This window comes from Chryseobacterium ginsengisoli (assembly GCF_039542325.1).
In the GTDB taxonomy this organism is placed as follows: Bacteria; Bacteroidota; Bacteroidia; order Flavobacteriales; family Weeksellaceae; genus Chryseobacterium; species Chryseobacterium ginsengisoli.
Genome location: NZ_BAABHX010000002.1, coordinates 223,027 through 236,968, shown reverse-complemented (window position 1 = coordinate 236,968; position 13,942 = coordinate 223,027). Strand labels below are relative to the sequence as shown.

Sequence of the window (13,942 nt, the reverse complement as noted above, 5' to 3'; positions counted from 1 at the left end):
AAATAATGATTCCAAATTTTAAAGCGCATCCATGGCACGGGATTTCTGTAGGAGAAAATGCGCCAGATGTTGTAAACGTTTTCGTTGAAATCGTTCCTTCAGACACTATTAAATATGAAATAGATAAAGAAACAGGATATTTAAAGGTTGACAGACCTCAAAAATTTTCGAACATCATTCCTGCGTTATATGGTTTTGTTCCAAGAACTTACTGTAACGAGGCTGTAATGAAATTAGCGATTGAAAGAGGTGCTACAGACGTTACTATGGGAGATCATGATCCACTTGATATCTGTGTTTTGAGTTCTCACAATATTCATTCAGGAGGATTATTGATGCAGGCTATTCCAATCGGAGGTTTCAAAATGATCGACGGAGGCGAAGCAGATGATAAAATTGTTGCTGTAATGGTTGACGATCATGCATTCGGACACTTCAGAGATATTTCAGAATTGCCAGAAGCAGAAGTGAAACGATTAATGCACTATTTCCTAACGTACAAAAACTTACCGGATGAGCCTGCAAAATGCAGAATTCAGGAGGTTTACGGAGCTGAGCACGCAAAAATTGTGATTAAAGCTTCTCAACAGGATTATGCAGATAAATTCGGAGGATAATATTCTCTTAATGACAATAAATACAAGGATAAATGATTTTTCGTTTATCCTTTTTTGTTGATTTTATGTAATTAAATTGCATTAGTTAAGATCATCTTTTTTAGGAGCTATTTCCCGCTTTCCGCACTCGCTATTTTTTGTATTTGGTTTCGGCGGCTTTGCCGCCGAAACCAAATACAAAAAATGAGCTCAAACAAATGCTCCAATCGTGGCTAGTAAATTCAGCGGTTTTTTAGATTTATCAAATTGCTTAAGCGTTTAACTTCTAATTTTTAAATAGTTATAAATATTTTTAATCAATTTCGTGAGAATAATTCATTATATTTAATTCTCTATTACCAAAAAAATATTAAACTATGGATCTATTTATGTTAGTGCCAATTTTTGGTGTTGTAGCCTTGTTGTACACTTTTCTTCAAAGTAATTGGGTAAGCAAGCAAAATGCAGGAAATGAAAAAATGAAAATTATCAGCGGACATATCGCTGACGGTGCGATGGCTTTTCTAAAAGCCGAGTACAAGGTCTTGACTTATTTCGTAGTTATTGTCGCGATTTTATTAGCAGTAATGGGCACGACGAATGCCAATTCTCACTGGAGTATCGGAATTGCCTTTGTTGTTGGAGCCGTATTTTCGGCACTGGCTGGTTTTATAGGGATGAAAATTGCCACAAAAGCCAATGTAAGAACGGCAGAAGCTGCAAGAACTTCACTTTCAAAAGCATTAAAGGTATCTTTTACAGGAGGTTCTGTTATGGGAATGGGAGTTGCCGGATTAGCGGTTTTAGGATTGGGAACTTTATTTTTAGTCATAAAACAGATTTTCGCACCGGATTCTACAGTGGATTCACATGAAATGGAAAGAACAATAGAAATTCTTACAGGATTTTCTTTGGGCGCAGAATCCATTGCTTTATTTGCGAGAGTAGGTGGTGGAATTTACACAAAAGCGGCAGACGTTGGAGCAGATCTAGTTGGAAAAGTTGAAGCCGGAATTCCTGAAGACGATCCTAGAAATCCAGCGACAATTGCAGATAATGTTGGTGATAACGTAGGAGATGTTGCGGGAATGGGAGCAGATTTATTCGGTTCTTATGTCGCAACGGTTTTAGCAACAATGGTTTTAGGAAGAGAAACAGTTTCAGTTGATTCTTTCGGTGGTTTTGCTCCAATTCTTTTACCGATGTTAATTGCCGGAACGGGAATCATCTTTTCCATGATCGGAACTTTATTCGTTAGAATCAATGACAATGAAGATTCTTCTACATCAAGCGTTCAGAATGCTTTGAATCTTGGAAACTGGGGAAGTATTGTTATTACAGCTATAGCTTCATATTTTTTAGTGACTTATATTTTACCGGATAAAATGGTTTTAAGAGGTCATGAATTTTCTAAAATGGGCGTTTTTGGAGCCATTATGGTTGGTTTGGTTGTGGGAACTTTAATGAGTGTCATCACAGAATATTATACAGCGATGGGGAAAAGACCGGTTAAAAGTATTGTTAAACAATCTTCAACAGGTCATGCAACCAATATTATTGGTGGACTTTCTGTCGGTATGGAGTCTACTTTTCTACCGATCATTGTTTTGGCAGGTGGAATTTACGGTTCTTATTTGTGCGCCGGATTATATGGCGTTGCGATTGCAGCGGCAGGAATGATGGCAACAACAGCAATGCAATTGGCAATTGATGCTTTCGGACCGATTGCAGATAATGCAGGAGGAATCGCCGAAATGAGTGAGTTACCAAAAGAAGTTCGTGAAAAAACAGATATTTTAGATGCTGTAGGAAATACAACGGCAGCAACAGGAAAAGGTTTCGCAATTGCTTCTGCAGCATTAACGGCTTTAGCATTATTTGCAGCCTTCGTAGGAATTGCAGGAATCGACGGGATTGATATTTACAGAGCCGATGTTCTTGCCGGACTATTCGTTGGAGGAATGATTCCGTTTATTTTTTCTTCATTGGCAATTACTGCAGTTGGACAGGCTGCAATGGCAATGGTTGAAGAAGTTAGAAGGCAGTTTCGTGAAATTCCGGGGATTTTGGAAGGAAAAGCACAACCTGAATATGAAAAATGTGTGGCAATTTCTACAGATGCTTCGATTAGAAAAATGATGCTTCCGGGAGCGATTGCAATTGTTTCTCCTCTATTGATTGGATTTATTTTCGGGCCCGAAGTTTTAGGTGGATTTTTAGCCGGAGCTACAGTTTGCGGTGTTTTGATGGGAATGTTCCAGAATAATGCAGGCGGAGCTTGGGATAATGCAAAAAAATCTTTCGAAAAAGGAGTTGATATCAACGGGAAAACTTATTACAAAGGTTCAGAGCCTCATAAAGCTTCTGTGACAGGCGATACAGTCGGAGATCCTTTTAAAGATACTTCAGGACCTTCTATGAATATTTTGATTAAATTAATGTCGATTGTTTCATTAGTTATTGCACCAACTTTGGCAGTTTTGCATAAAGATAAAATTGAAGCCAACAGAAAAGCAAAAATTGAAAGTCTGACTGGAATTAAATCTAATCAAAATATTTCAGGAACTTCAACTGCAGTAATTGTTCCTACAGAAATTAGAGGTCATTTGAATGAAAATGGAGATTTCGTCTATGATACAGGAAATATTCAGGAAGTTATGTTAAAAGGGGGTAAGAAAATTTCAATTGGAGAAGGAAGTCAGCTATTTCAGATGTATAATTTAGTTAAAAATAAAGATGAGTCGGTTTTAGATCCGAACAAATGGTTTACAATTGAAAATCTTTATTTTGAAACAGGGTCAAGTGATTTGAAAGCCAATTCTGAAGCTCAGTTGTTAAATTTAGTTGAAATTCTGAATGCTTATCCTGATTTAAAATTAAAACTTGGAGGTTACACAGATAATATAGGAAATGAAGAAAGTAATCAGAAATTGTCTAATTTAAGAGCCCAGACTGCAAAACTTAAATTGCTGGAATTGGGAATTACAGGAGATAGGGTAGAAGTGGAAGGTTACGGATCTCAACATCCTGTTTGTGAAGCGAATGATACCGATGAATGTAAAGCTAAGAATAGAAGAATTGATGTAAGAGTTTTAGCTCTTTAAATTCAATTAAAAATATATAAAGCACTGCGTAATGCGGTGCTTTTTTGTTTTTATAGTAAAATTTTAAGGAATTTTAGATTTAAAGATTCTTCTTCAAATGCTCCAAAGCATCAATAATTAATTCATCCTTTTTAGCAAAACTAAAACGAACATAATCAGAATTTTCTCTTGAATTATAAAATGCCGAAAGTGGAAGACAAGCCACTTTTTTTTCAATAGTCAGCCATTTTGCAAACTCTACATCAGTCATTGTTTTTGAAATATTTCTGAAATTGGCAACTTGAAAAACCGCACCTTCTGTTCTTTTATCGACAATTAAAGGAGTTTCTTTAATTAATTCATTAAAAAGATCGCGTTTTTTCTGCATTATTATTTGATTTTTTGAAGGGTCAAAAACGTCCAGATATTTTGCAATTGCATATTGACAGGGAGCATTTGCGCTGTAGGAAATATATTGCTGATGACATCTGAATTTGGCAGTCAGATCTTCAGGAGCTAGCAAATAACTCACTTTCCAGCCTGTAGAGTGAAACATTTTGCCAAAAGAAAAAATGCAGAACGTTCTTTTTTTAAGTTCCGGATGAAGAAATGAACTGTAATGTTCAATTCCATCATAGCAATAAGTGTCGTAAATTTCTTCGGAAATCAGATAGATTTCCTGATCTTTTATCAATTCGTATAATTGATTCCAGTCATTTTCAGACCAAATTTTTCCGGTCGGATTCTGTGGTGAGTTTACAATAATTGCTTTTGTTTTTTCAGAAATACAATTTTGAAGTTTTTCCCAGTTTATTGTAAAATCATTATCAAGATCATAATAGACAGGAATTCCATTATTTAAAACAATCGATGGACCGTAAGTATAATATGAAGGTTGAATAATAATAACTTCATCTCCTTGATTTAAAATAGATTTAAGAGATGTATATAAAGTAAAGGTTGCACATGGAGTAATAGTTACCTGATTTTCCTTCAAAGAAATGCTGTTTTTTCTTTTTGAATTAAATCTGATAACACTGTCGATCAGCATAGGATTTCCTGCAAGTGGCTCATAATTATGTGTGTTCTGATCTGCAGCTTCTTTTAAGAATTCTTTTAAACGGATATCAATATCAAAATCTGCCAAACCTAAAGACAGATCAAAACTGTTATGTTTTGAAGCAAGATCCGACATTTCCGTAAAAAATGAATAATGAGTAAATCCGTAAACTTTCTCCATATCTTTTGCATTTATATCAAATATAAGAAAATTAGTTATTCATTAATTTTTTAGTTTCATTAAAATTAAATTTCATTTTTGGTTACGATTAAACTTAATGATTATCTTATTGTTAATGAATTTATTTAACTTATAAATACAAAACTCATTCAATTTTTCTTAATATTTAAAATTTCGTAATAAAAAATTCTATGTATCTCTTTAATGTAAGAAAAGCATTAAATTTGACTAATTTTTCGTTAAAATGAACGCATCACACCATATAAAACCCGAGCAACTACTCAGTGTACTTTTTTATTCCCCGAATGCAACTGCTGTATATTCAGGTGAAGACATCAAAATTTTAACCGCGAATGAAGCAATGTTAAAGTTTTGGGGTAAAGACAGATCAGTTGTAGGTAAGAATTTAATCGATGCAATTCCAGAGCTTGTGGATCAACCTTTTTTAGATATTCTGAAAAATGTATGGAGATCCGGTGAAACGTATATGGCAAAAGATCATATAGCTATTTTAGAAGTAAATGGTGAGCTTCAGGAGTTTTATTTCGATTTCGAATACAAAGCTATTCTCAATGATAATGGCGCTACTGAATATATATTACATACAGCTTTTGAAGTTTCAGAAAGAATGGCAGCATGGAAAATGGTGGAGGAAAAATCAATGGCAGAACAAAAGCTTAATGAAGAGTTACTCGCGATTAATGAAGAATATCAGGCGACAAATGAGGAGCTAATGTCTACGAATGAAGAACTCATTGCTTCACAAGAAAATCTTCACAAATTATTTGAACTAATAAATGAAAATGAAGAGCGCTTCCGTACAATGATCGAGCAATCACCTGTTGCGATGGCATCTCTTAAAGGGAGAAATCTTATCGTTGATACTGTAAATGATATGGTTTTGGAAATTTGGGGTAAAGATAAATCGGTAGTTGGACTTCCTTTACACATCGCCCTCCCTGAAATTCAGGATCAGCCATTTATTGGAATTTTAAAAGATGTATATGACAGTGGTAAACCATTTTACGGGAAGGAACTTAAAGCTGTTCTTTCAGTAAATGGAATTCTTACAGAAAGATATCTCAATTTTGTTTATCAACCGACTAAAAATACCAATAAAGAAGAACGATCAATTCTAATCGTCGCTAATGATGTTACGGAGCAGGTAAATGCCAGAAAAAATGTAGATGAGATCAATGAAAGACTTCAGATTGCTTTGGACGCGAGTAGCTTAGGTTCTACGGAAGTTCATCTTGCGACTGGAATTATGCAGAGTACAGATCAGTTCAAGCGAAATTATGGTTATTCTCCCGAAGAAGAATTTGCTTACGGAAATCTATTTGAAGCAATGCTTCCCGAATACAGAGATGAAGTGAAAAAACTTGTGCAGGAATCTATGAGAACAAATGGAATTTATAAGGCAGAATACCTGTGAAGTGGCGAGACGGCTCTGTACATTGGATTCAGGCGCATGGAAGACCGCGTTACGACGAAAACGGAAATGCAGATCGTATGGTAGGAATGACTTTGGATATTACTGAAAAAAAACTTTTTGAACAGCGTAAAGACGATTTTTTAAGCATTGCAAGCCACGAGCTGAAAACTCCGATCACTGTTTTAAAGGCTTCACTTCAGCTATTGGATCGTATTAAAAACAAACCGTTTTCAGATATACATTTAAAGCTAATCGAACAGTCGGGAAAGAATGTAGAAAAAATGGCTGAAATGGTTGATGATCTGTTAAATATCCGAAGATTAAATGAAGGTCAGATACAGTTGGAAAAGGAATGGTTTAATCTTTATGATATGCTTAGCCAAAGTTGTAATCATGTAAAATTAGAAGATGAATATAGTCTTATTTTACAAGGAGATAAAGATTTAAGAGTATTTGCGGATGAACATCGAATCGATCAGGTTGTCATTAACTTTGTTAATAATGCTGTAAAATATGCTCCGTTATCAAAAGAAATTCACATCAATATGGAATCTTCAGAGGAATATATAAAAGTTTCGGTAAAAGATTTTGGAAAAGGAATTGAAAAAGAATTATTGCCAAAACTTTTCGACCGTTATTACCGTGCAGATCATTCAGGAAAAGGATATAGCGGTTTAGGTCTTGGACTGTATATTTGCTCGGAAATCATAAAAAAACACGGCGGAAATATTGGCGTAGAAAGTATCATCGGTGAAGGCAGTACTTTTTGGTTTACAATTCCTAATTTAAATAAGCTCTAAAAGATTTTTAAAATTTTCTGAAATACTACTAAAATTCAATATTTTTTCAAAATTGGATTTCAACTTTGCGCTATAATAATAAACATAGTGAAACGAATATCAGTTCTTTTGGCTACAATATCTGTAGTATTAGCCAACGCTCAAACAACAAATCCCGAAGCCGGAAAAGTAGCCGATACTTTAAAACCCAATCGGGTTAAAACTATTGAAGGAGTTATCATTAGTGGCAAAAAAGCTGTGGTTGAAAATAAAATCGATAAAATTGTTTATAATGTTGCCAATGATTTAACTTCACAAAACGGTGCAGCAATCGATGTTTTAAGAAAAGTCCCTCAAGTAACTGTCGATGCCGACGGAAACGTAGAATTGCAGGGAAACCCGAATGTTAGATTTTTAATTAACGGAAAACCTTCCAGTATATTCGGAAACAGTCTTGCAGACGCACTTGCTTCCATTCCCGCAAGTCAGATTAAAAGTATTGAAGCGGTTACGAGTCCCGGAGCAAAGTATGACGCACAAGGAACGGGAGGAATTATTAATATTGTTTTAAACGACATCAAAGTAAAAGGAATCAACGGTATCATCAACGGTTCTTTGAGTACACGATTTGAAACAGGCTCTCTGAATTTAAATTACAGAAATAATAATTTCAGTATGAATGCTTTTTTCAGCGGAAATACTCAACTGAGATCAAGAACGCCTTTTTCGCAGGATAGAATTTCGAGAGATAATCAGACAAATTCTCAGGCAAAACTATTGCAGGATGGTTATACAGATTTTCAAAGACATGGTTATAGAACAGGTTTAGGCTTTGATTGGTCGATTAATAAATCAAATACCTTCAGCGGATCAATTTCTTACAACAGCTTCGGAAACAAAAGCATTGGATTTATCAATCAGGAACAATATAATACAGATGCTTCCGGTAATGAACAATCAATTTTAGGATATAGAACTTCGGATAATCGTTCATCGGTGAATTCTATTGATGGAAATTTGAGTTACAGAAAAACGTTTCAAAAAGACGGACAGGAACTTACGGCAGATTATGTGGTGAGTTACGGAACTCCTGAAAGCAGTTATGTTCAGAATCAAAGTTTGTATGGTGCAGCTTTTCCTTATAACGGAACATCCGCAAGTAATCCGGGAACCGATAACAGTCACAATATTTCTGTTGATTACGTTCATCCATTGACGGATAACATAACTTTTGAGATGGGAGCAAAAACAGTACTCCAACATATTACAAATACCACCGATGTTAATGTTTTGAATGCTGCTAATCAATATGAAACGGATCCTTTACAATCTTATAAGCTGAAGTATGATATGGGAATTTATGCGGCTTATTTTTCTTCTACATTTAAATTTTTTAATTGGCTGGATCTAAGAGCCGGAGCACGTTATGAGTATACCACTTTGAAAATTGATTTCCCGGGAACCAATATTCCATCGTATGGTTTGCTTGTACCTTCGATTATTTTATCGCATAAATTTGATAATAATGGAACATTAAAATTGGCATATACCAGAAGAGTCGAAAGACCGGAATATTCTGAATTAAATCCGTTCTTAAATATCAGCGATCCTCACAACATCACAACCGGAAATCCCACATTGAAACCTGAGATAGGCGATAATATGGAATTAGGATACAGCAAAAACTTTGGTAACGGCGGAAATATTTCAATGACATTGGTTGAAAGAATTAACAGTCAGGATTTGAAGCAAATTACCACATTTTATCCTGTTTTTTCTGCAAATGGAGTAGATTATACCAATGTTTCCGTCACTTCAAGAGATAATATTGGGAAAGAATATAACTCAGGAGGAATTGTTTCTGCATCGCTTCCATTTTTTAATAATAAACTGAATGTACGTGGAAATTTAATGGTGTTTCACCGATATATTGTGAGTCGCATTTATGTCGGAAACCTTGATATGGGAATGCGTTATCGTTTTAATTTGAATGTAAATTATCAGTTACCCAAAGATTTTATTCTGGAAGCTTTCGGAAATTATAATTCTGCAGCAAAAAATATTCAGGGGAAAAATCCGCAATCGATCACGTATACTCTTGCAGGCAGAAAAGTATTTTGGAATAAAAAAGCCAGTATCGGATTCACAATGACGAATCCTTTTAATAAATATATTAAGCAGGTAACAACTGTAAATACAGGAGATTATGATTCTTATTCCGTTCGCGAATTGCCGTTCCGTTCTTTTGGATTAAGCTTTAGTTATAAATTTGGGAAAACAGACATCAAAAAAGAAAAAGACATTAATAATGATTACCTTAATGAGCCTTCACAAGGGAATTGATGATTAAAATATTTAAATCAGGGATAACTTTAGCAACTCTTATTGATCTGAATTACATGAATAAGATTGATTTTACAGGATAAATTTATAAGCAATTAAGATTTTAAATTAAAAGATCAGGCATAGTATTGCATCTTTGATTAAATAATTTTTGTTATTTTTAAGCAAATTATTTTATAATGAGAAAACTGATTATTCCACTATTTTCAATTGCCGTATTGGTAAGTTGCGGGACAGCAAAAACTTCTACTGATGCAGCTGCATCACAATCTTCATCTGTTGTAAAAGGTGATAAAGCGTTTCTTTCTGCATATAAGGAGATTAAGGCAGATGATTTAAAGAAAAACTTATACGTGATTGCTTCTGATGAAATGGGAGGAAGAGATACAGGAAGTCCTGGACAGAAAAAGGCTGGAGTATATATGGTTAATTATTATAAAAATTTGGGAATTTCTTTTCCAAAGGCACTTGGATCGTATTATCAGAAAGTTCCGGCTGACTTTATGAAAAAAAGAGGTGGTGGAAACCTTCCTGATTCTGAAAATATTCTAGCTTTCATTGAAGGTTCTGAAAAACCTGAAGAAATCATTGTAATTTCAGGACATTACGACCATGTCGGAACTCAAAATGGCGTGGTTTATAACGGAGCCGATGATGATGGAAGCGGAACTGTTGCCGTAATGGAAATTGCAAAAGCTTTTCAAAGTGCGAAAAAGGCTGGAAACGGACCGAAAAGATCAATTTTATTTCTGCATGTGACAGGAGAAGAGCACGGCTTATTTGGTTCTGAATTTTATACAGACAATCCTGTTTTTCCATTGGCAAATACTGTTGTTGATTTAAATATTGACATGATAGGTCGTGATGATCCTGAAAACAGAGGCAAACAGTATGTTTATGTGATTGGTTCCGAGATGTTAAGTTCTCAATTAAAAGTAATTAATGAAGCTGCTAATAAAAGAACAAATAATCTTGAATTAAATTACAGATACGACGATCCAAACGATACAGAGAGATTGTATTACAGATCAGACCATTACAATTTTGCTAAAAATAATGTTCCTGTGGCATTTTTCTTTGACGGAATTCATGAAGATTATCACAAACCGACAGACGATGTAGAAAAAATTGACTATAATTTGTTGGCAAAAAGAACACAATTGGTTTTCACAACGGCTTGGGAATTAGCAAATAGACCTGAAAGAATTGTTGTAGACAGAAAATAATTAGTAAAATATAAAAAATAAAAAGGCAAATTTGCAGATAAGCGACTTTGCCTTTTTGCTTTAAAATGTAATTGTATGGAAATTCGTGAAGCCCAACTGAAAGATATTCCTCAGATACAGATTGTTAGGAATTCAGTTAAAGAAAATATTTTGTCTGATCCAAATTTGGTAACAGACAAAGACTGCGAAGAATTTTTATTTGAAAGAGGAAAAGGCTGGATTTGTGAGATTGATGATAGAATTGTTGGATTTTCTATCGTAGATTTGAAGGAAAACAACATTTGGGCATTATTTTTACATCCTGATTTTGAAAAACAAGGTATTGGAAAATAGCTTCATGACATAATGTTGAATTGGTATTTTGAACAAACAAAAGAGAATGTCTGGCTCGGAACTTCTCCCAATACAAGAGCCGAAAATTTTTACAGGAAATCCAGGTGGAAAGAAATCGGAACGCATGTAAAAGGTGAAGTAAAATTTGAAATGACTTATAACAATTGGAAAAACAGATAAATATGAGACAAAATATAAAATCAATCAGACCTTTCATCGGATCAGAAAATTTTGAAATCAGTAGAAATTTTTATAAAGATCTTGGTTTTGAGGAAATAGTTTTAGAGCCAAAACTCTCTCTATTTACATGGAATGAAGTCGGATTTTATCTTCAGGATGCGTATGTAAAAGACTGGATCGACAATACAATGATTTTCATAGAAGTTGAAAATACAGATGAATTTTTTCAGCAACTTTTAAGTTTAAACATTACTGAAAAATATGATACTGTAAAATTGACCCCTGTAAGAACAATGCCTTGGGGAAAAGAATGCTTTGTTCATGATCCTTGCGGAATTTTGTGGCATTTCGGAGAATTTTTTAATAAATAATCTTCAACTGACAACCATCAACCAAAAGCTATCAACTAAAACAAAAATGATTTACGCTTTCGATACTTACTATTACGACAATTACGCCAATACAATTTGTATCGCTTTTCAGGATTGGAATTCCGAACATGAAACGGAAATTTTCAGTGAAAAGACAGATATTATTTCAGATTATGAAAGCGGAGCATTTTATAAAAGAGAACTGCCTTGTATTCTTAGTTTGTTAAAAAAGATTGAGCTGAAAGAAAACGATATTATTATTGTTGATGGATATGTAACTTTAGATAATGACGGGAAAATCGGTTTAGGAGGCTATCTTTATGATGCATTGAATCAAAAAATTCCAGTTGTCGGAATTGCAAAAAACGGATTCAATAGTCCTGATTATCAGCGAAGAGAAGTTTTGCGTGGAGAAAGTAAAACTCCGTTATTCCTGACTGCAAAAGGAGCCGATGTAGATGAAATCAAACTAAAAGTAGAGGAGATGCATGGCAATTTTAGAATTCCGGCACTTCTGAAAAAGCTTGATCAGTTGACGAGAATTTAAATCAAAACTTATTTTTGAAAAAGTTTACTTTTCAGATAATTTTGAAAAGCTGATAAATATCACCACTTTGTTATTTTTATTAATTCTAAATAAATATAAATTTGTATCAACAAAAAATCACCCGAACTTAGAAAAACACATATCTAATCATATCCATATCAATTTTTGTTTTTTCAACCGACAAGTCATATTTGTCGGTTTTTATTTTTGATAAAGCGATTTCCTGTATTCAATTCCCCATTTTGCAATTTCATCGATGATGGGTTCAATAGTTTTACCGTATTCTGTCACTTCATATTCCACAGTTACAGGTTTTGTATCTAAAACAGTACGTTTGATAAGATGATTGATTTCCATGTCCTGAAGTTCTTTTGAAAGCATTTTGGCTGCAATTCCGTCGATTTCCCGCAACAGATCCATAAAACGCATTTTTTCACTCTGCATCAATGTTCCTAAAATATGAAACTTCCATTTTCCAGATAAAATTTCCATAGAATCTTTAATGGCATTCATTCGGTTTTTGCAGATCGATGTTGTATTTAAATTAGCTTCCTTTTTCATGATTTCGGACTTTATCTTTGTGATTCTGCAAATTTAATAAAAAATAGTTACGTAGTTTCATAAAGGAAACTAGTTTCCAAAAGGAAATTCATTGCTTAAGTATCGTGATTAAATATTAGATTTGTAATTAGCATTAAAATAGGTATTAAACCTTATCATCACAAAAAAATGATAAATTACAAAATACTAACGTTCTTTTTCCTTACGGCGGCTTTAACGAGCTGTAACGGACAAAGCGATAAAAGTAAAAAAATGGAGAATAAATCAACAAACCCACTATTGTGTGATCCTGCAACAGGAATTTGTGAAGTTCCCGGAGATAAAATCGAGATCGGGGATATCAATGTAAAGGCTAATGAAAAACCTGTAAAAGTTATTTATTTTACAGATCCTATCTGTTCTTCTTGTTGGGGAATCGAACCTCAGTTGAGAAAACTAAAATTAGAATACGGAAACAACGTAGAAATAGAATACAGAATGGGAGGTCTTCTTCCGGACTGGAGCTATAATAGTGGCGGTATCAGCAAACCTTCTGATGTAGCGCATCATTGGGATGAAGTAAGTGCATATTACGACATGCCGATCGACGGAGATGTTTGGTTACAGGATCCTTTGGATTCTTCTTATCCACCTTCAATTGCGTTTAAAGCTGCACAAATGCAGGATAAAGCAAAAGCAATCGAGTTTATGAGAGAGCTTCGTGAGCTGGTATTTTTAAAGAAGAAAAATATCGCAAAATGGGAGAATATTGCTGTAGCTGCAAAGAAAGTTGGTCTTAATACAGATCAGTTAAAAACAGATTTTGAAGGAAAAGGAAAAGAACTTTTCCAGGAAGATCTGAAGTTGGCAAGAGAAATGGGCGTTCGCGGTTTCCCTACAATGTTCTTTACAAATGATGCAGGAAGTAAAGAGATCGTTTACGGATCAAAACCTTACGCATTCTACGAAACTGCCATTCTGAAAGTAAATGCAGAAACAAAAAAATCTGAATATTCTAAAAACTGGGAGAGCCTTTTTGCAAAGTACAATTCTCTTACGGCAAAAGAATTTTCAGAATTATCGGGAACTCCGAGAAAGGAAAGCGAGCAAATTTTGAATGATTTGGCTTCCAAAGGAACTCTTGAGAAGTTCACTACAAAAAACGGTTCTATCTGGACCTTGAAATCGTAATTAATTTCATTAATATTTAGCAAATTTTTTTACCGAAGATTCACACGAATCTTCGGTTTTTTTTGAATTTAATTTCTT

General features: G+C 34.2%; 13 protein-coding genes. 11 read left to right on the top strand and 2 right to left on the bottom strand.

What is annotated here, in order from left to right; genetic code table 11:
* The first annotated feature begins 5 nt into the window (after positions 1-5).
* Positions 6-617, top strand: a complete 612-nt coding sequence (locus tag ABD940_RS06135; RefSeq protein ID WP_345201083.1) for an inorganic pyrophosphatase — start codon at positions 6-8, stop codon at positions 615-617.
* Positions 618-973: 356 nt separating this feature from the next.
* Positions 974-3,700: a sodium-translocating pyrophosphatase gene (locus tag ABD940_RS06130; protein ID WP_345201081.1), complete on the top strand. Its 2,727-nt coding sequence runs from the start codon at positions 974-976 to the stop codon at positions 3,698-3,700.
* Positions 3,701-3,779: 79 nt separating this feature from the next.
* Here the strand turns inward: ABD940_RS06130 and ABD940_RS06125 are convergent, their stop codons facing one another.
* The gene (locus tag ABD940_RS06125) at positions 3,780-4,919 is read right to left on the bottom strand and encodes an aminotransferase class I/II-fold pyridoxal phosphate-dependent enzyme (protein WP_345201079.1); all 1,140 of its coding nucleotides are present in this window, start codon (positions 4,917-4,919) and stop codon (positions 3,780-3,782) included.
* A gap of 244 nt (positions 4,920-5,163) precedes the next feature.
* Between ABD940_RS06125 and ABD940_RS06120 the strand changes: the two genes are divergently transcribed.
* The 8 genes from ABD940_RS06120 to ABD940_RS06085 all read left to right on the top strand — a co-directional run bounded on the left by ABD940_RS06120 (position 5,164) and on the right by ABD940_RS06085 (position 12,133).
* Entirely contained in the window at positions 5,164-6,354 is a 1,191-nt protein-coding gene (locus tag ABD940_RS06120; RefSeq protein WP_345201077.1) for a PAS domain S-box protein, read from the top strand.
* Positions 6,351-7,154 (top strand): sensor histidine kinase, encoded by an 804-nt coding sequence (locus ABD940_RS06115; protein ID WP_345201075.1) that lies wholly within the window; start codon positions 6,351-6,353, stop codon positions 7,152-7,154. The genes ABD940_RS06120 and ABD940_RS06115 overlap by 4 nt, the downstream gene beginning before the upstream one ends.
* A gap of 87 nt (positions 7,155-7,241) precedes the next feature.
* Positions 7,242-9,476 (top strand): TonB-dependent receptor domain-containing protein, encoded by a 2,235-nt coding sequence (locus tag ABD940_RS06110; protein WP_345201072.1) that lies wholly within the window; start codon positions 7,242-7,244, stop codon positions 9,474-9,476.
* A gap of 179 nt (positions 9,477-9,655) precedes the next feature.
* The gene (locus tag ABD940_RS06105) at positions 9,656-10,702 is read left to right on the top strand and encodes a M28 family metallopeptidase (RefSeq protein WP_345201070.1); all 1,047 of its coding nucleotides are present in this window, start codon (positions 9,656-9,658) and stop codon (positions 10,700-10,702) included.
* 75 nt (positions 10,703-10,777) lie between these two features.
* Complete coding sequence (locus tag ABD940_RS06100) at positions 10,778-11,035, top strand: GNAT family N-acetyltransferase (protein WP_345201067.1); 258 nt, start codon at positions 10,778-10,780, stop codon at positions 11,033-11,035.
* A 12-nt stretch (positions 11,036-11,047) separates the two neighbouring features.
* On the top strand, positions 11,048-11,215 hold the full coding sequence (locus ABD940_RS06095) for an N-acetyltransferase (RefSeq protein ID WP_345201065.1): 168 nt from the start codon (positions 11,048-11,050) through the stop codon (positions 11,213-11,215).
* Positions 11,216-11,217: 2 nt separating this feature from the next.
* The gene (locus tag ABD940_RS06090) at positions 11,218-11,586 is read left to right on the top strand and encodes a VOC family protein (RefSeq protein ID WP_345201062.1); all 369 of its coding nucleotides are present in this window, start codon (positions 11,218-11,220) and stop codon (positions 11,584-11,586) included.
* On the top strand, positions 11,537-12,133 hold the full coding sequence (locus ABD940_RS06085; RefSeq protein ID WP_345201060.1) for an endonuclease V: 597 nt from the start codon (positions 11,537-11,539) through the stop codon (positions 12,131-12,133). Before ABD940_RS06090 ends, ABD940_RS06085 begins: the two co-directional genes overlap by 50 nt.
* Before the next feature lie 201 nt (positions 12,134-12,334).
* Here the strand turns inward: ABD940_RS06085 and ABD940_RS06080 are convergent, their stop codons facing one another.
* Complete coding sequence (locus tag ABD940_RS06080) at positions 12,335-12,694, bottom strand: winged helix-turn-helix transcriptional regulator (protein ID WP_345201058.1); 360 nt, start codon at positions 12,692-12,694, stop codon at positions 12,335-12,337.
* A 252-nt stretch (positions 12,695-12,946) separates the two neighbouring features.
* On the opposite strand from ABD940_RS06080, the gene ABD940_RS06075 reads away from it, so the two are divergent.
* Positions 12,947-13,864 carry a ClpXP adapter SpxH family protein gene (locus ABD940_RS06075; RefSeq protein ID WP_345202618.1) on the top strand — a complete coding sequence of 306 codons (918 nt, stop codon included), beginning with the start codon at positions 12,947-12,949 and terminating at the stop codon, positions 13,862-13,864.
* Positions 13,865-13,942 lie beyond the last annotated feature (78 nt).

Excerpts from the sequence above, each read along its gene's own strand:
- ABD940_RS06135 (WP_345201083.1), top strand. The coding sequence starts at position 6 with ATGATTCCAAATTTTAAAGCGCATCCATGGCACGGGATTTCTGTAGGA.
- ABD940_RS06130 (WP_345201081.1), top strand. The coding sequence starts at position 974 with ATGGATCTATTTATGTTAGTGCCAATTTTTGGTGTTGTAGCCTTGTTG.
- ABD940_RS06125 (WP_345201079.1), bottom strand. The coding sequence starts at position 4,919 with ATGGAGAAAGTTTACGGATTTACTCATTATTCATTTTTTACGGAAATG.
- ABD940_RS06120 (WP_345201077.1), top strand. The coding sequence starts at position 5,164 with ATGAACGCATCACACCATATAAAACCCGAGCAACTACTCAGTGTACTT.
- ABD940_RS06105 (WP_345201070.1), top strand. The coding sequence starts at position 9,656 with ATGAGAAAACTGATTATTCCACTATTTTCAATTGCCGTATTGGTAAGT.
- ABD940_RS06100 (WP_345201067.1), top strand. The coding sequence starts at position 10,778 with ATGGAAATTCGTGAAGCCCAACTGAAAGATATTCCTCAGATACAGATT.
- ABD940_RS06095 (WP_345201065.1), top strand. The coding sequence starts at position 11,048 with ATGTTGAATTGGTATTTTGAACAAACAAAAGAGAATGTCTGGCTCGGA.
- ABD940_RS06090 (WP_345201062.1), top strand. The coding sequence starts at position 11,218 with ATGAGACAAAATATAAAATCAATCAGACCTTTCATCGGATCAGAAAAT.
- ABD940_RS06085 (WP_345201060.1), top strand. The coding sequence starts at position 11,537 with ATGATCCTTGCGGAATTTTGTGGCATTTCGGAGAATTTTTTAATAAAT.
- ABD940_RS06080 (WP_345201058.1), bottom strand. The coding sequence starts at position 12,694 with ATGAAAAAGGAAGCTAATTTAAATACAACATCGATCTGCAAAAACCGA.
- ABD940_RS06075 (WP_345202618.1), top strand. The coding sequence starts at position 12,947 with ATGGAGAATAAATCAACAAACCCACTATTGTGTGATCCTGCAACAGGA.